The 20,116-nt window shown below is 65.3% G+C and carries 23 protein-coding genes and 1 pseudogene; 15 read left to right on the top strand and 9 right to left on the bottom strand.

Translation table 11 applies throughout. The features are described 5' to 3' along the window. Positions 1-3: 3 nt before the first annotated feature. From RAD04_RS37615 to RAD04_RS37605, 3 genes are read right to left on the bottom strand one after another with little or no spacing between them, the layout of a single operon-like run. On the bottom strand, positions 4-1,608 hold the full coding sequence (locus RAD04_RS37615) for an alpha-amylase family glycosyl hydrolase (protein ID WP_461627816.1): 1,605 nt from the start codon (positions 1,606-1,608) through the stop codon (positions 4-6). Next, positions 1,589-2,158: a hypothetical protein gene (locus RAD04_RS37610; protein WP_461627815.1), complete on the bottom strand. Its 570-nt coding sequence runs from the start codon at positions 2,156-2,158 to the stop codon at positions 1,589-1,591. Before RAD04_RS37610 ends, RAD04_RS37615 begins: the two co-directional genes overlap by 20 nt. A gap of 11 nt (positions 2,159-2,169) precedes the next feature. After that, positions 2,170-3,345: a zinc-dependent alcohol dehydrogenase gene (locus tag RAD04_RS37605; protein ID WP_461627814.1), complete on the bottom strand. Its 1,176-nt coding sequence runs from the start codon at positions 3,343-3,345 to the stop codon at positions 2,170-2,172. 175 nt (positions 3,346-3,520) lie between these two features. Between RAD04_RS37605 and RAD04_RS37600 the strand changes: the two genes are divergently transcribed. Continuing rightward, a complete protein-coding gene (locus RAD04_RS37600; protein ID WP_461627813.1) occupies positions 3,521-4,303 on the top strand; it encodes an SDR family NAD(P)-dependent oxidoreductase in 783 nt (260 codons plus the stop codon). 354 nt (positions 4,304-4,657) lie between these two features. On the opposite strand, the gene RAD04_RS37595 is transcribed toward RAD04_RS37600, so the two are convergent. Further along, on the bottom strand, positions 4,658-5,104 hold the full coding sequence (locus RAD04_RS37595) for a response regulator (RefSeq protein ID WP_461627812.1): 447 nt from the start codon (positions 5,102-5,104) through the stop codon (positions 4,658-4,660). 162 nt (positions 5,105-5,266) lie between these two features. Between RAD04_RS37595 and RAD04_RS37590 the strand changes: the two are divergent. Both RAD04_RS37590 and RAD04_RS37585 read left to right on the top strand, forming a co-directional pair. Further along, positions 5,267-6,509, top strand: a pseudogene (locus RAD04_RS37590) (sensor histidine kinase); the annotation flags it as partial. After that, positions 6,509-7,255, top strand: coding sequence for a Crp/Fnr family transcriptional regulator (locus RAD04_RS37585; RefSeq protein ID WP_461627811.1), 747 nt, complete (start codon positions 6,509-6,511; stop codon positions 7,253-7,255). The pseudogene RAD04_RS37590 and the gene RAD04_RS37585, both read left to right, overlap by 1 nt. Here RAD04_RS37585 and RAD04_RS37580 read toward each other — a convergent pair. Together RAD04_RS37580 and RAD04_RS37575 are read right to left on the bottom strand one after the other, a co-directional pair. Beyond that, on the bottom strand, positions 7,240-7,452 hold the full coding sequence (locus RAD04_RS37580) for a hypothetical protein (protein WP_461627810.1): 213 nt from the start codon (positions 7,450-7,452) through the stop codon (positions 7,240-7,242). The two genes, RAD04_RS37585 and RAD04_RS37580, sit on opposite strands and share 16 nt — an antisense overlap. A 358-nt stretch (positions 7,453-7,810) precedes the next feature. Continuing rightward, positions 7,811-8,095, bottom strand: a complete 285-nt coding sequence (locus RAD04_RS37575; RefSeq protein ID WP_091957065.1) for a hypothetical protein — start codon at positions 8,093-8,095, stop codon at positions 7,811-7,813. Between the two features lie 254 nt (positions 8,096-8,349). Here RAD04_RS37575 and RAD04_RS37570 point away from each other — a divergent pair, with 254 nt between their 5' ends. The 7 genes from RAD04_RS37570 (at position 8,350) to RAD04_RS37540 (ending at position 12,407) form a co-directional block, all read left to right on the top strand. Continuing rightward, positions 8,350-8,556 (top strand): hypothetical protein, encoded by a 207-nt coding sequence (locus RAD04_RS37570; RefSeq protein WP_461627809.1) that lies wholly within the window; start codon positions 8,350-8,352, stop codon positions 8,554-8,556. A gap of 2 nt (positions 8,557-8,558) precedes the next feature. Further along, positions 8,559-8,759, top strand: coding sequence for a hypothetical protein (locus RAD04_RS37565; RefSeq protein WP_091957771.1), 201 nt, complete (start codon positions 8,559-8,561; stop codon positions 8,757-8,759). Positions 8,760-8,823: 64 nt separating this feature from the next. After that, positions 8,824-9,900 carry a flavodoxin family protein gene (locus RAD04_RS37560; RefSeq protein ID WP_461627808.1) on the top strand — a complete coding sequence of 359 codons (1,077 nt, stop codon included), beginning with the start codon at positions 8,824-8,826 and terminating at the stop codon, positions 9,898-9,900. Continuing rightward, entirely contained in the window at positions 9,897-10,796 is a 900-nt protein-coding gene (locus RAD04_RS37555; protein WP_461627807.1) for an NAD(P)/FAD-dependent oxidoreductase, read from the top strand. Before RAD04_RS37560 ends, RAD04_RS37555 begins: the two co-directional genes overlap by 4 nt. Further along, a complete protein-coding gene (locus RAD04_RS37550; RefSeq protein ID WP_461627806.1) occupies positions 10,793-11,767 on the top strand; it encodes a cation diffusion facilitator family transporter in 975 nt (324 codons plus the stop codon). Before RAD04_RS37555 ends, RAD04_RS37550 begins: the two co-directional genes overlap by 4 nt. 109 nt (positions 11,768-11,876) lie before the next feature. Further along, positions 11,877-12,206 carry a four-helix bundle copper-binding protein gene (locus RAD04_RS37545; protein WP_461627805.1) on the top strand — a complete coding sequence of 110 codons (330 nt, stop codon included), beginning with the start codon at positions 11,877-11,879 and terminating at the stop codon, positions 12,204-12,206. Between the two features lie 12 nt (positions 12,207-12,218). After that, positions 12,219-12,407, top strand: a complete 189-nt coding sequence (locus tag RAD04_RS37540) for a hypothetical protein (RefSeq protein ID WP_461627804.1) — start codon at positions 12,219-12,221, stop codon at positions 12,405-12,407. A gap of 6 nt (positions 12,408-12,413) precedes the next feature. Here RAD04_RS37540 and RAD04_RS37535 read toward each other — a convergent pair whose 3' ends face one another. Continuing rightward, positions 12,414-12,671, bottom strand: a complete 258-nt coding sequence (locus RAD04_RS37535) for a hypothetical protein (protein ID WP_028140543.1) — start codon at positions 12,669-12,671, stop codon at positions 12,414-12,416. Positions 12,672-12,943: 272 nt separating this feature from the next. Between RAD04_RS37535 and RAD04_RS37530 the strand changes: the two genes are divergently transcribed. Further along, a complete protein-coding gene (locus RAD04_RS37530) occupies positions 12,944-13,318 on the top strand; it encodes a hypothetical protein (protein ID WP_461627803.1) in 375 nt (124 codons plus the stop codon). A 7-nt stretch (positions 13,319-13,325) separates the two neighbouring features. Here RAD04_RS37530 and RAD04_RS37525 read toward each other — a convergent pair whose 3' ends face one another. Together RAD04_RS37525 and RAD04_RS37520 are read right to left on the bottom strand one after the other, a co-directional pair. After that, the gene (locus tag RAD04_RS37525; RefSeq protein ID WP_461627802.1) at positions 13,326-14,603 is read right to left on the bottom strand and encodes a polysaccharide deacetylase family protein; all 1,278 of its coding nucleotides are present in this window, start codon (positions 14,601-14,603) and stop codon (positions 13,326-13,328) included. Between the two features lie 179 nt (positions 14,604-14,782). Continuing rightward, the gene (locus tag RAD04_RS37520; RefSeq protein ID WP_461627801.1) at positions 14,783-15,589 is read right to left on the bottom strand and encodes a polysaccharide deacetylase family protein; all 807 of its coding nucleotides are present in this window, start codon (positions 15,587-15,589) and stop codon (positions 14,783-14,785) included. Between the two features lie 82 nt (positions 15,590-15,671). On the opposite strand from RAD04_RS37520, the gene mgtE reads away from it, so the two are divergent. The 4 genes from mgtE to RAD04_RS37500 all read left to right on the top strand — a co-directional run bounded on the left by mgtE (position 15,672) and on the right by RAD04_RS37500 (position 19,643). Beyond that, the gene (mgtE, locus tag RAD04_RS37515; RefSeq protein ID WP_461627800.1) at positions 15,672-17,093 is read left to right on the top strand and encodes a magnesium transporter; all 1,422 of its coding nucleotides are present in this window, start codon (positions 15,672-15,674) and stop codon (positions 17,091-17,093) included. Between the two features lie 215 nt (positions 17,094-17,308). Further along, positions 17,309-17,626, top strand: coding sequence for a helix-turn-helix domain-containing protein (locus RAD04_RS37510; RefSeq protein WP_038949950.1), 318 nt, complete (start codon positions 17,309-17,311; stop codon positions 17,624-17,626). 180 nt (positions 17,627-17,806) lie between these two features. Continuing rightward, positions 17,807-18,625, top strand: a complete 819-nt coding sequence (locus tag RAD04_RS37505; RefSeq protein WP_461627799.1) for an aldo/keto reductase — start codon at positions 17,807-17,809, stop codon at positions 18,623-18,625. A 49-nt stretch (positions 18,626-18,674) separates the two neighbouring features. Beyond that, positions 18,675-19,643 (top strand): hypothetical protein, encoded by a 969-nt coding sequence (locus tag RAD04_RS37500; protein WP_461627798.1) that lies wholly within the window; start codon positions 18,675-18,677, stop codon positions 19,641-19,643. Positions 19,644-20,116: the final 473 nt, after the last annotated feature.

Genomic DNA, 20,116 nt, shown 5'->3' with positions numbered 1-20,116 from the left:
CCTTCAGCGTGGATCGAGCGCGATGATCACGCTTTCATTGCCCCGGAGCAGGATGGAAGCATCCGGCAACGCCACGGGCGGCCGGTCGAGATGCGTCGACATCAGCAGGCGGCCGCGGCCCAGCCAGTGCCATTTGCGCGGCTCGGCGGCAATGTTGAGCGCGACCAGAAATTCGTTGCGGCCGTCGGTCCGCTTGTAGGCGAGAACGTCGTTCCGCGAGCGCAGCGGTTCGTGACCGCCGTGTTGCAGGCCCGCATGCTCGCGCCGCAGCGTGATCAGCGCGCGAAACAGCGCCAGGATCGAACGTTCGTTGCGCCGCTGCCCGGCAACATTGGCCGCGCCGTCGGGGGGCTCCAGCGGCAACCACGGACGGCCCGTGGTGAAGCCGCCGTCGGGGCTGTCGTCCCATCGCATCGGTGCGCGCTCGGGATCGCGGCAGAGGCCATATCCCGGCACCAGCCTCTCGAAGGGATCGTGGACGCGGTCGGGCGGAATGGGCACGCGCTTGCGGCCGATCTCGTCGCCCATGAAGAGGAACGGCGTTCCCCGCAGCGTCATCAGCAGCATCGCCAGCACGCGCATCTGCGCCTCACCGATCTTGCTCGCGACCCGCTGCTTGTCGTGGCCGCCGATCACCCAGACCGGCCAGGCATGCTCGGGGATGGCGTTGAAATACGCATCGATCGCTGCCTGCAGCGACAATGCGTCCCATTGCGAGTCGAGTAGCGCGAAATTGAGCGGCAGATGCAGGCGCGGTTTGTCGTTGCCGCAGAAGTGGCCGATGCGATCGGTCTTGCCCTGGACTTCGCCGCCGAGCATGCGTCCCCGATAGCCGTCGATCACCTCGCGGATGAATTCGATGCAATGCATCGTCTCCGGCCGGTCGTCGGTAAAGACGGGGGTCTGGCGCTGCGGCGGCGGCTTGCCCTCGGCAGCCGGATTCGGCGGATTGTCGCGAAGGAATTCGTCCTTGATCAGGACCGCGCTGGCATCGACGCGAAAGCCGTCGACGCCGCGGTCGAGCCAGAACCGCATCACGTCGGCGATCGCGGCGCGCACCTGCGGATTGCGCCAGTTGAGGTCGGGCTGCTCCACCAGGAAGGAATGATAATAGTATTGCCGCCGTGCCTCGCACCATTCCCAGCCGCTGCCGCCGAAGCGGCTCAGCCAGTTGTTGGGTGGGCCGCCGTTCTCGGCCGCATCGGCCCAGATGTACCAGTCGGCCTTGGCGCTGGCGGGCGAGCTGGAGCTCTCGACGAACCATTCGTGATCATTGGCGGTGTGATTGGGGAGAAGGTCGAGGATGAGGCGGATGCCTTCGGCGTGCAGGGCTTCGAGCAGCCGGTCGAAATCCTCGAGGCTGCCGAAGGCAGGATCGATCGCGCAATAGTCGGAGATGTCGTAGCCGAGGTCGCGGAACGGGCTTTTGTAGATCGGCGTCAGCCAGACTGCGTCGACGCCGAGCCGTTTGAGGTAGTCGATCCGCGACAGCAAGCCGGCGAGGTCGCCCTTGCCGTCGCCGTTGGAGTCCTGGAAGGAGATCGGTGCGATCTCGTAGATGACGGCGGATTCCCACCACGCAGCCTCGTCAGGGGACTCGACGCTCATCGCCTTGCTTCACTTCATTATGACCGGCGGGCGCTGCAATCTGCCTGGCCGCGGTTCGGACGCTCTCGATGCCCTTGGGGAAGCCGCTGCGGTTCGGATACAGCTTGCGCCGTGCCTCGCGCGGCGGCCGCCTCGGCTTGGTGTCCTGCGCGGCGCGGTAGTCGAGCATGGCGATGCCGCCGACCATCAAGAGCGCCAGCGAGATGTTGCCCTTCTTGGGATTGTCGGATGTCAGCCCCGACAGCAGCGCGGCGGCATCGAGACCGTCGCCGCCGACGCGGGCCCACAGGCCGGCGTTCTTGTCGACCGACAGCGACATGATCCCGGCCAGGATCTCGCGCACGCCGAAGGCGCGGACCATGGTCTCATGGCCTTCCATGCCCAGCGTTTCCGTGACGCGTCTCGGCGCGAAGAATTCGACAACACCAAGACCGATGCTGAACCAGCCGAGTGCGCGGGCGAGCTGATCTTCCGGCCGCTTCAAGCTCGGCCCGCCCTCGACGATTTTCGGATCGCCCTTGGTGCGGACGATGTTGGAGAAATGAAACATGGCTTGCTCCTTCAGGGCCTCAGCACGACCTTGACGCAGGAGTCGCGCTTGTCGCGAAACACCTGGTACATCTCCGGTCCTTGTTCGAGCGGGACGGTGTGGGTGATGACGAAGGAGGGATCGATCTCGCCCTCCTCGATGCGGCGGAGCAGGTCGTCGGTCCAGCGGTTGACGTGGGTCTGGCCGGTCCGCATCGTCAGGCCCTTGTTCATGAAGGCGCCCATCGGAAGCATGTCGGACAGGCCGCTGTACACGCCTGGCACCGAGATGATGCCGCCGGGCCGGCAGACATAGATCATCTCGCGCAGCACGTGGGGCCGGTCGCTTTCCGCCATCACCATTTGCTTGGCGCGGTCGAGCAGTGTGTCGGGCAGGGAGGCCATCACATGCGATTCCATGCCGACGCAGTCGATGCACTTTTCCGGTCCCCTACCGTCGGTGAGCTCGTTCAGCCGCTCCACCACGCTCTCGGTCTCGAAGTTGATGGTGGTGGCGCCGCCGGCTTCCGCCATGCTGAGCCGCTCGGGCAGGCAGTCGACCGCGATCACCTGGTTGGCGCCGAGCAGGATGGCGCTGCGGATCGCCATCTGCCCCACGGGACCGCAGCCCCAGATCGCGACCGTGTCGGTGGGCTCGATGTCGCATTGCGCGGCGGCCTGCCAGCCGGTCGGGAAGATGTCGCTGAGGAACAGCAGCTGCTCGTCGGGAATGCCCGGTGGCACCTTGATGTGGGTGGCATCGGCATAGGGCACCCGGAGATATTCGGCCTGGCCGCCGGGATAGCCGCCGGTCAGATGGGTGTAGCCGAACAGGCCGGCCGTCGTGTGTCCGAACACCTTGTCGGCCAGATGGCGCTTGCGGTTGGTGGTCTCGCATACGGAAAAATTGCCGCGCTTGCACTGGTCGCATTCGCCGCAGATGATCGTGAAGGGCACGACGATGCGGTCGCCCTTCTTCAGCTTGCCGTCGACGCCGGAGCCGACCTCGACCACTTCGCCCATGGTCTCGTGGCCCATGATGTCACCGGGCAGCATGCCCGGAATGAAATTGTGGAAGAGGTGCAGGTCGGAGCCGCAGATCGCGCAGCTCGTGACCTTGATGATGGCATCGCGCGGGTCCTGGATCTCCGGATCGGTGACGGTGTCGCAGCGGATGTCCTCCTTGCCGTGCCAAACCAGCGCCTTCATCCTTCGTCCTCCCGACTGAGCCAGTTGGCCATCTAAGTCGAGGCGTGAACGATGGTTGCTAACGCCGCGCGCAAATTCTTCGCACTGCACCGGCTGGCGCAAATCGCGACGCGGATAGGAACGAGAGCGCGGGGGCAGTGATTGGGCGTGATCAACCTCAAGCGAGGACACGCTCATGCCCGCCAATCAACTCGCAATCGTCACCGGCGCTTCCACCGGTATCGGCCTGGAACTCGCAAGGTGCTGTGCCCAAGCGGGTTTCAACCTCGTCATCGCGGCTGACGAGCCGATGATCGAGCGGGTGGCGGTCGATCTGCGCAGGCTCGGCGTCAGCGTGGGGGCCGTTGAAGCCGATCTCGCCACCACCGAGGGCGTCGACAAGCTCTGCGCCGCGGTCGGCGATCGGCCGATCGATGCACTCTTGGCCAATGCCGGAATCGGCCTCGGCAAGGCGTTCCTCGATCAGGACTTCGCCAGGATCAAGCATCTCGTCGACACCAACATCACCGGCACGCTCTACCTGATCCACCGCGCCGGTAACGAGATGCTGCGGCGCAAGTCCGGGCGCATCCTGATCACGGGCTCGATCGCCGGCTTCACGCCCGGCAGTTTCCAGGCGGCCTATAACGCCAGCAAGGCGTTCCTGGACTCATTCTCGTTCGCGCTGCGCGAGGAATTGCGTGACAGCGGCGTCACCGTCACCTGCCTGATGCCGGGCGCCACCGATACCGAGTTCTTCCGCCGCGCCGGGATGATGGACACCAAGGTCGGCACCGAGAAGAAGGACGGCGCCTACGACGTCGCCAAGGCGGGGTTCGATGCGATGCTGCGCGGCGAGGCCGATGTCGTCACCGGGCTGAAGAACAAGATCCAGACCACGGTCGCCAACGTCACCCCGAACGAGATGCTGGCCAGGCAGCACCGCAAGATGGCCGAGCCGGGCACGGCGAAGTCGTAGAGCGATGTCGTCGCAATTTCCGCGGCGCTGCGCGGCTGAACGGGCGGGCCGACAAAAGGAGGGAGGCCGATTCACATAGCCTAATGCGCGGCGGCCCCGAAGCGGTCACATTGCGTGGGCTGGAAAGGGGGCTGCGATGGCGATGGACCGCATCGAACAGGCCTTTGTCGCGACCGCGATCACAGGTTTTCTGGTGATGGTGGCGGCATTTACCTGGATGATGATGAGCTGACGCGGAAAGGCTTGCCGTCTTGCGCGTCGCGCTACCTTACGCCGCCGTTGTGGTGTGCCTGGCGGTGACCGCCTGGCTCGCCTTCGCGCATCTGTTCTGATCCGCGTTTGGTTGCGGCTCGTTCATCCCGCAGGCGCAGCCCGTTCAGGCGACGATGGCTGCGGCGATGACGGTTGACCGTCGACGAGGCTCGCCAGATTCTGCACCATGGCCACGATGTCGATCGGCTTCTCCCAGATCGGCACGTCCTGGAATTCCGGCTCGATGCTGATCCTGTCGTAGCCCGTAGTGAACACGAAGGGCACCTGGCGTGCCCTAAGCTCCCGGGCGACGGGAAAGATCGGCTTGGCGCGGATGTTCACGTCGAGCACGGCTGCATCCAGAACGCCGCCATCGTGCAGCATTTCGACCGCATCCTCGATGTGGCCGACGGGACCGGCGATCTCCGCGCCGAGCGCGCGTAGCGCCTTACCGATGTCATCGGCGAGAAAATATTCGTCCTCGACGACGAGGATGCGGCGGCCCGCTAGTGGCGCGCTTGGCCCAGGCGGGGTGGTGGAGACAGACATGATCCCTCCAGCAAGCCTGCCGAACCGATGGGAACGTAGGGTCGGAGGCCGGTTTGGTCCCAACGATGGAAGCGAAGGTGGGTTCCATGGCCAAACGCGACCCCTTCATCATTCGCCTTTGATCCGTTGGGAGAATGTCGATTTTTGCTATGGTAGGGGCCAGTGCGCACCGAGCATGTCGAGCGTCCCGGGAGCGAGCTGCGCGCGCCACAGGCGAGCGTATCCAGGCCACATTCGAGGAGTTCGCGAGCAACCCTGAAGAGCATCCCTGAGTAGCCGAAACCGTCCACGAGGATACTAGTCTCTCAACGAGGAGTTACATTTGGCCCACGAGGAGCCCGGAGCTTCGCCCGAGGAGTTGCAGTTGGTCAACGAGGAGCTGACCATCGTCAACGGCGAGCTGACGCACCGTGTCGAGGAATTGACGCGCGCCACCCGCGATCTCAAGAGTTTCCTGGAGAGCACGCGCATCGCGACCGTCTTTCTCGACAATGAGCTGCGCGTGATGAACTTCACACCGGCAATTACCCAGCTCCTGCATCTCGTGGAGACCGACACGGGCAGGCCCATCGCTCACATCAAGGCGCGCATCCCGATCGAGGAACTCTATGACGACATTCGCCGCGTGCTGCGTACGCTTGCGAGCGCCGAGCGTGAGCTGAGCGCGCTGGATGGCGGCACGCGCTACATCGTGCGCATCCTGCCTTATCACAGCATCGACGATGTCATCGCTGGCGTCGTCATCACCTTCATCGATGTTCCGGCGATCACCCGCGCCGAGGAGCGGCAGCGCCTGCTTTTGGCCGAGCTGCAGCACCGCGTTCGCAATACGCTCGGCGTGGTGCGCTCCATCGCCCGCCGTTCGGCCGAATCCGCCACCACTGTCGAGGAATATGCTTCCCATCTCGACGGACGGCTGAACGCGTTTGCCCGCACCCAGGCGCTGGTGACACGCGATCCCGAGGGCGGTGTCGATCTGGAATATCTCGTGGTCGAGGAGCTTCTCGCTTATAATGCCCGCGAGGGCGAGCAGATGCAGGTCTCAGGTCCCAAGGTGCGCTTCCAGCCCAAGGCCGCCGAAACGTTCGCGCTCGCGATCCACGAGCTTGCGACGAACGCGCTGAAATATGGCGCCTTGAGCCAGCCGAGCGGACGTGTTGAAATCTCCTGGCGCCTCGATGAAAGCGCCCAGTCCGCGGAGCTGGTGTTCGAATGGCGCGAGCGCGGAGGGCCACAGGTCAAGCCGCCGCTCCGAAAGGGTTTCGGCACAGAGCTTCTGGAGCGTACCCTGGCGTTCGAGTTCAAGGGGCAGACCACCCTGGCATTCGACCCCGCGGGGCTGCAATGCACGATCGCCATTCCGCGGAGCAAGCGCGCGTTCCACACACCGGCGGTGGCTGATTGATGTCCTTGTCGACCTCCGATCGCAGCCTGGTGGAGCTGGTCATTCGCCGGCTGAACGTGCTGCGGCCGTTGTCGACGGAGGCCCGTGCGTCGCTCGAATATGCGCTGCTCGAAGGTCTCGAGCACGCCGGGGCGGGTGAAGACCTGATTTCGGAGGGCGATCCCGTCGATAGCGTCCGGGTTGTGCTATCGGGCTGGCTCTGCCGCTACAAGACGCTCGAGGACGGCCGGCGCCAGATCGTCAATTTCATCTTTCCCGGCGAGAGCTGCGACTCGCACGCCTTCTTGCTCCCCGTGATGGACCATTCCATCGCGACAATGACGCCGGTGGTCTACGCCGAGATCAAGCGCGCGCGTTTCGAGAGTCTGACGATGGTCGATCGATCGCTCGCCGAGGCGCTCTGGTGCGAGACCCTCGTCAACAACGCCGTCCAGCGCGAATGGGCCATCAACCTTGGTCGCCGCACAGCCCTGGAACGCGTGGCGCATCTGTTTTGCGAGATATTCGAGCGGCTTCGTCCCGTCGGGATGGTCGACGGAAATTCCTGCGTCATGCCGGTCACGCAGATGGACCTTGCGGACGCTACCGGCCTGTCGGTGGTGCACCTTAACCGGACCGTGCAGGAGCTGCGTGCGTCGGGATTGATCGTGCTGCGCGATCGGACTCTGACCGTCAATGATCTCGACGCGCTCAAGGCAGCGGCGTTGTTCGCGCCGAACTATTTGCAACTCTATCGACTCAGTTGAGCAGAGTCGGGAGGGCTGGTTTGGCCGGAAACTTCGGTGCGCCCGGGGTTGGCCGGCTCGGGCCCCTGAAACGCGTTGGCTTCGGCCCGCTTGCGATACTCCTCCGCCATTTCCAGCAGCGCAGTTCGCGTTGCAGGTGAGGAGCTGAGAGCGGCCTGGCTCTCGCAGGTTTTCTGCAGTCGGCGATAGTTGTCCATTTACGCGAATCCCAGGCGGTCATACGACGTTCCTAAATTAGCAAATTTGGCCACCGACTAATTTAACCCATGTTACGCAAGCGAGCTTGTGTCGCAGAGTCCCGTCGTGCTTCCGACGCCGGCCAGCAACCGTTCCCGCCTCTGGAACGTTGTGGGAGCGTCGCCTGCGCGCGATTGACGGGCTCGCCCTGTCCGTGTGACAGGGAGCGAAGAGTGCAGCGTATCAGGCTGCACGCGCCGGGAACGGGTTAGATGTCGGCGCGTACCGATGCGCTGGTGTCGTGGGCAGAAACCGGAAAAATGAGCGCCACGTCCATCGTCCCCGTTGTGTCCGGTTGTCACCCGGCGGTGCCTTCCGTCAACGCCGCTTCGCGGCTTTGGTTCGTCGGTTGTAGGGTGAGCGGTTGGCCGGACGCAGCGAAATCCCTTCGCGATGGGCCTTGCTGCGAATGGCCGCGACCGGGCGCTGCAGCTTGATGCTCATCACGCCGGTCGGCGTGTTTCCCTTCGCGAGCTGCTTCAGCTTGCTCACATCCGCAGGCGTCCAGGGTTGGCGCGCGCGGCGCTTGTACGCGGGATTGGCCTTGCGCGGTCCCTTGCGGCCGATCGGTGAGCCCGGCCGTTTCCATGCTGCTTTTGCCATGATGATCCTCCTTCAAGTCCTTCGTGAACAAGCGAATCAGTAATTCGGTTCCGGCGCAGTCGATTGTCGTGACGCGCGGCACGCGAGCACGAGGAACCATGCCGCCGTCCTCGCGCAAAATCGCGCAGCTTTAACTTTTTGAAATGCCGGAACCCGCCGTTGCGACGGAAGCTGAATGACAAGAGAACCTCGACCCCGGCACCCGATCCCGGCCGGGGCCGATTTCCGTCCAACCGAAATCATCGCGAAGAACAATGACCGCCAAACGCAACCGCAGGAAACAGACCCAATCGCTCCAGGAGCGATTGGCCGCCTTTGCCGAAAACGCCCGCGACCGCGCACTCAGCCTGCCGCCGGGCAAGGAGCGTGAGCTGCTGCTGCAGCGCGCCAAGCAGAACGACGTGACCTCGAACCTGACGGACTGGCTGAGCGCGCCGGTCTACCCAAGACGCGGAGGATGATCATGCGAAGTATCAAGCATTACCGCGCGTTCCAGATCGATCCGGACGGGCATGTGTTCGGATGCATCAATCTCGTCTGCGATAATGACGAGCAGGCCAAGCGCGAGGCCGCCTCGCTCGTGCTGGCCCATCGCATCGAGCTGTGGCGGCTGGACCAGCGTATCGCGAAATTCGATACGCCGCAGGACGTGGCGCGCCAGTAGCGGCAAGGAACCGGGTGCTGCCCGCCGGGTTGGTCGGATGATACCGCCTTCGCCGGGAGCCAGCATGACGGACGCCGAAATTCGCAAGGGGATGCCGCCCGTCAAGCTGTCGCGCGAGGAGTTCGAGCGGCGCTACAAGCGTCAGTTCGTCGATCCCGCCTTTGCCTCGCTGCAGCGCGAGCTCGATGCCGTCGTCGGTGCCGCCTGGGACGCCTATAGCCATTCGCGCAAGGCGCCGTTGACGCGGAAGGCGGGCGCAGGTTTCTCCGACCCCGATTACGACATTGCTATCGACTGGCTCGACGCGCGCGCGAAGATCCTGGCGGCGCAGCGCCGGCATGACGATGCGCAGGAGACGCCGCGCATTCTCATCATCAATGGCTCGGCCCGGAGCGAGCACACCTGTCCCGGCGAGATGTCCAAGACCTGGCGTCTGGTCAAGCTGGCCGAACCTGTTTTCGTCGAGATGGGGTTTGCTGTCGACATTCTCGATCTGTCGCGCCTTGCCTCGGAATTCGGCAAGAATATTCATCCCTGCAAATCCTGCGTCTCGACCGCGATGCCGCTCTGCCACTGGCCGTGCAGCTGCTATCCGAACTATTCGCTGGACCAGACCGGCGACTGGATGAACGAGATCTATCCGCTGTGGGTCGCGGCTCATGGCATCCTGATCGTGACGCCGGTGAATTGGTACCATGTGCCTTCCGGGCTGAAGGCGATGATGGATCGCATGGTCTGCGCCGATGGTGGCAACCCCGATCCGACCTCGACGCATGGCAAGAAGGCCGACGAGGCCAAGGCGATGGAGCTGAAGGGCTGGCCCTATCCGCGCCATCTCGCCGGCCGTCATTTCGGCGTGGTCGTTCATGGCGACGCCGTCGGTGCCGAGGGCGTGCGCCGCGCCCTGTCGGACTGGCTGACCGACATGCAGCTGATCTCGGCGGGCCGTTTCGCCGAGCTCGACGGCTATGTCGGCTACATGGAGCCATATGCCACCTCGCATCGCGAACTCGATGACGACGGGGAGTTCCAGCAGGAGGTCCAGAACGCAGCGCGCGCGCTCGGCAACGCTGTCCGGCTGGCGCGGAGCGGGCAGCTGCAGGAGCCCGGCGCCGGTCTTGCGGATCCGAACCCCAAATGACCGGCGCGCGGTTTGATTGCCTGGTCGTCGGCGGCGGCCCCGCCGGGCTGATGGCCGCGATCTATCTGGCACGCTTCCGCCGCAGCGTCTGCGTCGCGGACACTGGCGCCAGCCGGGCCGCGTTGATCCCACGCAGCCACAATGTTCCCGGCTTCGTCCACGGTCTCTCCGGCGCGGAGCTGATCGCACGCATGTCGGCGCAGTTGGGCGAGCTCGCCGTCGAGCGCGTGGAGGCCGAGGTTACCGCCTTGCAGCGGCGCGACGACGGCTTTCAGGCGATCTGGAACGGCGGCGCGCTTGAGGCCACCACCGTCATCCTCGCCAGCGGCATCGTCGATAGCCATCCGCCATTCGAGCAGTGGCGCGCCGCGGTCGCGGACGGGCTGTTGCGCTATTGTCCCGTCTGCGATGCCTTCGAGGCGATGGGCCGCCGCATCGGAATCGTCGGCCCGCTTGGCCGGGCTGCCGGCAAGGCACTGTTCCTGCGCGGCTACTCGCGCGAGGTGACGCTGCTCGCGACCGGACAGGATGACGAGGAGAGCCTGACATCGGAGCTGGCCGAGGCCGGCGTCGACATCGTGTTCGCGCCCGACCTGCGCTTGCGGCGAAGGGTGGGGGGCCTCGAGGCCGTCCTGGCCGACGGCCGCACGATGCAATTCGACACGGTCTATCCGGCGATGGGGGCCGAGGTGCGTTCGCAGCTCGCGGTCTCGCTGGGCGCCGAGCATACCGGGGAGGGCTATCTGAAGGTCGACGACCATCAGCGCACCTCGGTTGACCGCCTTTACGGCATCGGCGACGTCGTCACCGACCTGCATCAGATCTCGGTCGCATTCGGCCACGCCGCGCTTGCCGCCTGCACCATCCACCACAGCCTGCCGCGGCGCCTGGCATGAGGAGCGCGGCCCCAGACATCGGCGACGTCGCGGCCGGGTCTTCCACGAAGACCTCCGTCTACGCCGCTCTTTTCGGCAATGTCCTGGTCGCGGTCACGAAGATCGGCGCCGCGGCGTGGACGGGAAGCTCGGCGATGACGAGCGAAGCCGTGCATTCGCTCGTCGACACCACCAACGAGATCCTGCTGCTCTACGGCTACCGTCGCGCGAGCCGTCCGCCCGATGAATGCCATCCGCTCGGCTACGGGCGCGAGCTGTATTTCTGGAGCTTCATCGTTGCACTGCTCATCTTCGCCCTGGGCGCCGGTGTCTCGCTGTATCAGGGCATTCTGCACGTCGCCGCACCCGAGCCGATCGAAGATCCCATGGTCAGCTTCGTGGTGCTCGGTCTGTCGTTTCTGTTCGAAGGCGGCTCCTGGCTGGTCGCCCTGCGGCACTTCAGCGCCGATGGCCGGCGCTTTGGATACTACCAGGCGTTCGTTCGCAGCAAGGATCCGCCGGCATTCATGGTGCTGCTCGAGGACAGCGCGGCGCTGGTCGGCATCACCATCGCGGCCGCGGCCACAGCGGCTGCCGTATGGCTGGACCAACCGGTCTGGGACGGCATCGGCTCGATCCTGATCGGCATATTGCTGGCGATCACGTCCGTCGGCCTCGCACGCGAGAGCAAGAGCCTGCTGATCGGCGAGCCTGCCGATCCGGAGCTGGCGCGGTCCGTCCTGGACATCGCAAGGCGCTCGCCCGGCGTGCTCAGGGCCAACGGCGTTCTGACGGTGCAGCTGTCGCCGGCCGAGATCGTGGCGGCCCTGAGTGTCGAGTTCGCGGATGACAAGCGCGCGGACGACATCGAGCAATGTGTCGTTGCGATCGAGGCTGAGACCCGCAAGCGGCATCCGGGCGTGAAGGCGCTGTTCATCAAGCCGCAGACCAATGTCCGCTACCGCGCGCTGCGCGAGAGGCGCTTCGGCTAGCGCCGCATCGCGCGGTTCCGCGGACGTCACAATCGGCCGGAACCAGGAACGAAGGGCGTTGCCTTGCCTTGGTGGAGCGGGGGATGCCGATGCGCAACTGGAGAGAACCATGGCTCAATCGGAAGACATGACCCGCTGCATCTCGCTCTGCATGAGCTGCTACCAGACCTGCCTCGGCACGGCGATGAACCATTGCCTCGAGACCGGCGGCAAGCACGTCGAGCCGCAACACTTCCGCCTGATGATGGCCTGCGCCGAAATGTGCCGGACGGCTGCGCATTTCATGCTGATCAACACGCCGCATCATCGGCATACCTGCGGCGAATGCGCCGAGATCTGCACCGAATGCGCCGCCGATTGCGAGCGGGTCGGCGGCATGGACGAATGCGTTTCGGCGTGCCGCTCCTGCGCACAATCCTGCCGCGCGATGGCAGCCTGAAGGACGAAGCTCATGCTGGAAGAGAAACTGAAGGACGCCATCATCGGCGAGTTGCAGCGGCAGGCCGCCGACCGGCCGCAATCGCTCAAGGTCCAGGGCGCCAAGGATGCGAAAGGCTCGGACGAGTTGACCGTCAACGGGAGGATCGATCTTGCCGCATTGGTGATGGTGATTGCGGGGTCGGTCGCCGGCGGGCCTTAGGCCGCCTCAGCCATATTCCTCGCCGATGCCGTATTCCCGGTAGATCTCCAGCGGGTCGAGGTCGGGAAACAGCCGGCATTTGGCCTGGGCGAGGTGCAGGCTCACCGCCGCCGGCTCCTTGCCGTTCGCCAGAATCTTGCGGATGTCGTCCATATGCGCGTTCGGCTGGTGCTTCGGTTCGAGCTGCTCCAGCGCGACCAGGGCGGTCGCGAGGGCCTCGGTCAGAACCCAGTCGTCGTGGCCGGTGATTCCCTTCTTCGGCATCGGCAGACCTCAGATGTGGCGGCAGCGTCCAGTCTAACGCGACTTCCGCCAAATCGCCATTGAGCCGTAGCGGGCGCGCTGCGTCAGGGCAGGCACCACCGCCATGGTCCGGCTTGCATTATGGCGGCGTGTGGCTAAAAGGCGGCGACTTGCAGTATCTTTGTTGAAACAAAGTTGGCGTAGACGGGCCGTCACAACCCAGCTCCCGGTCTGGGTCCCGATCCCGAATTCGCAGCAGGATCCGGCTGCGCACCCTCAAGACTCGAGCCAGCATGGTTTTTCTCAGCTTCGTCTACCGCTTCATCACCAACTTCGCGTTCATGGCGGTGGTCTATTTCAGCCTGAACTTCATGGAGAAATATCCGAACCGGGCGATCCTGGCGATCCTGGTGCTGGTCTATGCCGCGATGCGTGCGGTCTCGACGCTGCGCGCGTTCTACTTCTTCCAGAAGATCGAGAAGCTGGAAGCCGAGACGCGGCGGCTTCAGGGCCCGATCAATGATGGCTCCGGAGGAACGAACGCGCGCAAGCAGGTGGTCGCCGACGTGGCCCGGCTGCGCCGCGACGGTGAGCTCAAATCCTATATGGACCTGTTCTTCCTCGCGCTGATCGTGCTGCTCTGCGTCGCCGCCATCATGCGGCAGTAGGTAGGGACTAAGCGCGCTTCTTCAGACTGGCGATGCGGGTCGAGCGCGGTGTAGTGCCCTTGGCCTGCGCGGCATGCTTCGGTGCGGCCGGCGCCGCATGCGCGGCATGTCGAGCCTGGAACTTGGCCGTCGTGCCCTTGGCTGCCTTGGCTCTGGCCGCATGCGGCGTCTCGGCCGCCATTGCCAGCCGGGTCGCGGCACGCCGCGATAATGTCGTCGACAGCAGCACCTCGACCGAGCCTTCGGGGATCGCAAACAGAGCGCGGCCGGGCACGGGCAGGGCGGAGGCGATGTCCATCTGACCCTTGGTCCGGCGCGGCAGCAGCGGCTGATGCTCGGTCTGCGCATTGAGGTCGGCGAGCGAGGGCGCCGGCAGCGTCCTGGTCTGCGTGAACACGAAGCTCGGAACGGAAGGCCAGCGCGCGATCGGCACGGTCTCGGTCGGCGGATGCAGCAGCCATTCCACCGGCGTGGTCGGCGTTGCCGGTCGCTCGGCGGTCGCCGGCACCACATGCACTATGCGATAGCCGCGCGCCTTGAGGTCGCGGATGATTTTTGGCAGCGCCGCCACCGTCCGCGCCTGGATGTCGTGCAGCAGCAAGATGCCCTTGCCCTTGGCCTCCAGCCGCTGGATCGCGAGCTGATAGACGCGGTCGGACGACACATGGCGCCAGTCGTCGGCGGGGAAGTCGGCGCTCCACACCTGGATGCCGCGCGAGATCAGATGGTGCTCGACGCCTTCGGCGCGCATCAGGCCGGGAATGCGGAAGAACGGCGCCAGCTTGGACGGATCGGTCATCGCGGCCGAGGTCCACTCGATGCCGCCGTTGATCTCGGCCTCGGCCTTCTCGATCGGCATCCGGTCGAAGGTCAGCGGATGGTTCATGCTGTGGGTGCCGACGGTGTGACCCGCCGCCACCAGCTTGCGCACGCCTTCCGGGTTCGCCTTGGCCTGGCTGCCGATGATGAAGAAGGTCGCCTTGATGCACTCGTCGTCGAGCATCTTGAGGACCTGGTTGGAATATTTCGGTAGCGGACCGTCGTCGAAGGTGAGGACGACCTCATGATCCCTGAGCGGCAGGGTCTCGCGGTATTGCATGGTACCGATCAGCGGATGCTCGCGCGGATCGACCACCAGGGTGCGGGACGTCCCGAGCGCGTCGGGATGGCCCGGGCAATCGGCCGCAAGCGCCGCCGGCGATCCGATGGTCGAACATCCAAGGAATCCGCCGAGGCAAAGGACGATCCACGATCGCGTCCGCAAGACAACGCTACTTCCGATCATGAACCCGGTCTGCCCTCATGTGCGATTGCCGCCATAGTAGGTCGGAGACATCAGGAAACGGTTCAGGCGCCAACAGCCTTTCCCGTCACAAAGTCCCCGTCCATTAGCAGGGGGTATCATGAACAGAGTGTTAATAGGGCCCAAATCACCCCATTTTGCGCCGGCGTGACATTCCGGCATCAGCGCGCATCGGCGCTCTTCTGCGGCGGGCCGGCCGGCACGATGTGGACCACGCGAAAACCGTTCTCCCTCAGATACCGCAGGAAGGCCGGCATGATCGCGGCGGTGCGCGCCTTGGGGTCGTGGAAGAGGACGATGCCCTTGCCGCTCGCTGCGAGGCGCTCCGTGACCAGCTTCAATTCCTGCTCCGGCGTCATCTCGTTCCAGTCGCTGGCCCAGAGGTCAGCGCCGAACACGACGATGCCGCGTGATTGCAACAGATCGAGCTCGGTCTGCGTGGCCTCGAAATAGGGGAAACGGAAGAACGGCGTCGAAGGCGTCGTGGTCGAGGCGCCGTGCAGCGCCATCTCGACGGCCGCGATGCCGCGGTCGACCTCGCTCTTGGCCTTGTCGAACGGGATCCGCGCCATGAACGGATGCGAGAAAGTGTGGTGGCCGATGCTGTGGCCCTCGCGCGCGATGCGCTTGACCATATCAGGATGCTGGCTGGCGTGCAGGCCGATCAAGAAGAAGGTCGCGCGCACGCATTCCTGCGCCAGTGCCGCCAACACCCTCGACGTCGTCGGCGGGTTCGGCCCGTCGTCGAAGGTCAGCACGACCTCGTGATCGGCTAGCGCAAGCGTCTGCGGAAAGCTCTTCAAGCCCACGCGCGGCGTGGTCCTGGCATCGACACTCAGCACGCGCGAAGTGCCGAGCGCGTCCTTGCGCGGGCACTCGGCGGCTTCCGTCGAGGCGATGCCGATCAGGGCCGCGAGGGCCGCGCCTGATGACATCGAGGTCCATCGCAGTCGAAGCATCTTTGTCATTGCGCTCGGCTTTGCCTTGTGGGTATTGCCTGACCGTCAGCCCAGACCATTCGTTCCAACCTGTCAAACGGCGAGGCGCGCCATGGATGAACATATGGACGTTGCCCGATCCGCCGCGGATTCGGTACTCGACCACGTGCCGATGCGCAATGAAGACGGCGATATCAGGCACGAATTCGTCGAGGAGGTCGCTCATGCGATCGAGGCCGGCGACAGCGCCTCGCTGCGCGCCTGCGTCGCCGAGCTGCACGAGGCCGATCTCGGCGATCTCATCGGCGCTCTCGAGCCCAACGACCGCGTCCGCCTGGTCGAACTGACCGGGCGCGATTTCGACTTCTCCGCGCTGAACGAGGTCGACGAGGCCGTGCGCGAGGAAATCCTCGAGGAACTGCCACCGGAGACCGTCGCGGAAGGTGTTCGCGAGCTCGAATCCGACGACGCCGTCGAGCTGCTGGAGACCCTCGACCAGGCCGAGCAGGAGGAGATCCTCGAGAAGCTGCCGCTTAGGGAGCGCGTCGCGCTCGAACGCAGCCTGCTGTACCCCGAGAATTCCGCGGGCCGCCGGATGCAGACCGAGTTCATCGCGGTGCCCCAGGATTTCACCGTGGGTCAGGCGATCGACTACATGCGCGAGACGCCGGATCTGCCCGACCGCTTCTATGAGATCTACGTCGTCGACAAGGACCAGCACTGGCAGGGCGCAGTCCCCCTCGACGTGCTGCTGCGCGCGCGCCGGCCGGTGCCGCTCACCGAGCTCACCGACGAGGACCGCCGCCGCGTCTCCGTCCTGGAGGACCAGGAGGAAGTCGCGCGCATGTTCGGCAAGTACAATCTCGTCGCAGCTCCGGTGCTCGACACCCAGGATCGTCTGGTCGGCGTCATCACCGTCGACGACGTCGTCGACGTCATCGAGGAGGAGGCGGACGAGGACCTCAAGGCGCTCGGCGGCGTCACCAGCGACGAAGAGCTGTCGGATACCTTCCTGACGATTGCGCGCGCGCGATTCAACTGGCTGCTGGTCAATCTCGCCACCGCCTTCCTGGCATCCTCGGTGCTCGGCCTGTTCGAGGGCCAGCTGGAGAAGATGGTCGCGCTCGCCGTGCTGGCGCCGATCGTCGCGAGCCAGGGCGGCAACGCCGCGACCCAGACCATGACGGTGGCGGTGCGGGCGCTGGCGACGCGCGAGCTCGGTTCTTCCAACGCCTGGCGCGTGGTGATGCGCGAGGCGCTGGTCGGTCTCGTCAACGGGCTCGCCTTCGCCGTGATCACGGGGATTGCGGCGGTGGCCTGGTTCAAGATCCCCGGCCTCGGCATCGTCATCGGGCTCGCGATGGTCTGCAACCTCATCGCCGGCGCGCTCGGCGGCATCCTGATCCCGATGGCGCTCGAACGCGTCAGGGCCGACCCCGCGGTGGCGTCGGGCACCTTCGTCACCACGGTAACGGATGTGGTCGGCTTCTTCTCCTTCCTCGGCATCGCGACGCTCTGGTTCGGGCTGAGGTAGGGGCGGCGCTCTCGCTCTTGTGTCCCGGGCGCGCTGCGGCGCGTAGCGCTGCTGCGCAGAACCGGGACTCAGCAAGCAACACGGCACCATGCGGAGACATGGGCCCCGGCTCTGCGTCGCATCACCCCAAGAGGGGCGCTGCGCCGCGTCCGGGGCACGAGACCTTTTAATCCGAACTTAAGCGACCTGGCGCATCATCCCCCTTGCTTGGGGGAATGAGCATGCGGTTGCGGCTGAAGGCGGACGGACGGGTCGTTGAGTTGCGGGATGGACAGGAATTTCCGGTCCAGCCGTCTCCGGTCGAGCCCACGGCCAATGCCGCGCCGGCCGACGCCAACCCGCTCGCGGTGCGCGATTTGCGTCGCCGCGCCTGCCTGACCCAGATGGAGTTCGCCGCCAAGCTCGGCGTTCCCGTCGAGACCATCCGCAACTGGGAGCAGGGCAAGCGCGCCCCGCGGGGACCGGCCCGCGCGCTGCTCGCCGTGATCGCGCATGCGCCGGATACGGTGTTCCAGGCGCTCGCCAAAGCCTGAGCTAAGGCCTCAAGGCCTGACGTCAAAGGCCTGACATCAAGGCCTGGCGCGAACCTCCCGTTAGCATTGCGCTGAAGATCCGGCCCGGCGGCCGGCGTCGTCCGTTGGCACCGTGACGGGCCGGGTCCATAATGACACCTGGATGATGATTTGGGGCGACCGCGACAGAGAGGATTCCTCATGCTGTTCGTCGAGACCAATGGTGCAAGGATCCCGGCGATCGGGCTCGGGACCTGGGAGCTGAGCGGAAGAGCTGCCGCGCGCGTGGTCGAGCAGGCGCTGCGGTTCGGCTATCGCCACATCGACACCGCGCAGGTCTACGAGAATGAACGCGAGGTCGGCGACGGCTTGCGCGCCTCCGGCGTGCGCCGGGACGACATCTTCCTCACCACCAAGGTCTGGACCAACCATTTCGCGCCCCACGATCTCGAGCGCTCGGTCAAGGAGAGCCTGGCCCGCATGCGGCTTCCCTCCGTCGATTTGTTGCTGTTGCACTGGCCCAATTCGCACGTGCCGCTGGCGGAGACGCTCGGCGCGCTGTCGCATGCGAAGACCATGGGCCTGACCCGCCACATCGGCGTCTCCAATTTCACGGTGGCGCTGATCGAGCAGGCGGTCGCGCTGTCGCCGGAGCCGCTGGTCTGCAACCAGGTCGAATACCACCCTTATCTCGATCAGGCGAAGGTGAGGGCGGCCTGCGACCAGCATGGCCTTGCGCTCGTCGCCTACAGCCCGATCGCCAAGGGACGCATCAAGTCCGACCAGAGGCTGGCCGAGATCGGACGCGCCCACCGCAAGACGCCGGCGCAGGTCTGCCTGCGCTGGCTGGTGCAACAGAATGTCGCTGCGATCCCGCGCACCTCGCGCATCGAACGCCTGTCTGAAAACATCGAGATCTTCGATTTCGAGCTGTCGGAGGACGAGATGAGCCGGATCGCCGCACTCGCCAGTCCGAAGGGCCGGCTGACCGACTTCGGCTTCGCCCCGAAATGGGATTGAGAGGGGGCTGGGGTATGCTAGGACCGCGACGGCAACCCAAGATCGGTCGATGGAACTGCGGAAGATCATACGGACGGACATTGCGGCGTCAGCAATCGCGCATCTGACGCTGGTGGCGCTGATCATCGTGATCAGCGAGGTCCATCCGTTTCGCAGCCAGCCGCCGGAGACCGTGACCGTCGACATCGTCACGCCGGAGCAGGTGAAGGAAGAGATCAAGGAGCAGGAGATGAAGGAGGCGGCCAAGGAGAAGCCGCCGGAGCCGACGCCCGATCTGAAACTGCCGAAGCTTGATTTCACCGACAAATCCGCAGCGGCGGGCAAGCCCGCGGCCAAGCAGCAGGACGCGGCACCGTCGCCGCAGCAGACGCCATCTGAACCGCAGCAGAAGCAGCCGCAACCCTCGCCGGCGCCGAAGCAGCGTGAGGCCAACGTGCAGCCGCAGCCTCAACAGCCGCAGCCGTCGCAACAGCCGCCGCCGCAGACGCAGCAACAACCGCCGCCCCAGGCGATGCCGCAGCCACCGATGCAGCCGCCGCCGCAAGCGATGCAGCAGCCGGAGGCCGCGCCGCCGCCGGCCTATCAGGCTCCGCAGCCTGACGTCACCGTCAAGTACGGCGTCATGCTGGGCCTGCCACCGGAATTGCCGCCGGAGCTGCCGAAAGACACCCCCAAGGACGATGGCGGCGATGCCAAGGATTCAATCGCAGCCAAGCTGCCGCAGGAAGTCATCGCCGCGCTTCGTCGCCATTTGCGCAGCTGTGCGAAATTGCCGGCCGGACTTAGCCCCACCGACGCCGTTCACATCAAGCTGCGCACGGTGTTCGCGACCGACGGCACGCTGGCACGCGAGCCGATGCTGATCGAGGCTCCGCCGTCCGCGAAAGGGGTGGCACTCGTGAAGTCCGCCATGAGCGCGCTTCAGAACTGTCAGCCCTATAAGATGCTGCCGGCAAATCTGTACGGGGAATGGAAGATCATGGACCTGCCGTTCAGCCCGCGGGATTTTGGGTCGTAGCTCTTGTAGCCCGGATGGAGCGACTTGTCCGCCATAGCTCGAAGAGCGACGGCGGAAGCGAAATCCGGGGCCGCTCGCCCGGCATCTCGCACTGTGGGATTACGCGGAGCCTGTCATCGGGCGGCGCTTCGCGCCGACCCGTTGGGTCCATCCGGGCTACGGCACCGTGCCTGTGTCGCGCTTTGTCAATCCGCGTCGCCGAAAATATTCCACTTTACCGAAATTCGGTTTAGGCGTATGTGTCGTCCATCCCGGCTCATCCAAGAGGGGCGATCATGTGTCGTCACGCATCGCGAGCCGGACTTGCGGTGGACGCGGCAGCGTCGGCACGAGAGGCGCGGGCGGGGCGGGTAGTCCCTGTGAGCCCGAGGCTTCGTGCGGACGAGCGGCGCTGCCAGGCTTCGTCTCGTCTGTAAGTTTCCGGCTTCGTCGACAGGGCTTGGAAAAACTGCGGCGAAATGGCGGGCCGCGCG

This window comes from Bradyrhizobium sp. 25ACV (assembly GCF_054863005.1).
The sequence above is the reverse complement of the archived record's forward strand: the minus strand, read 5'-3'. Positions and strand labels throughout refer to the sequence as shown.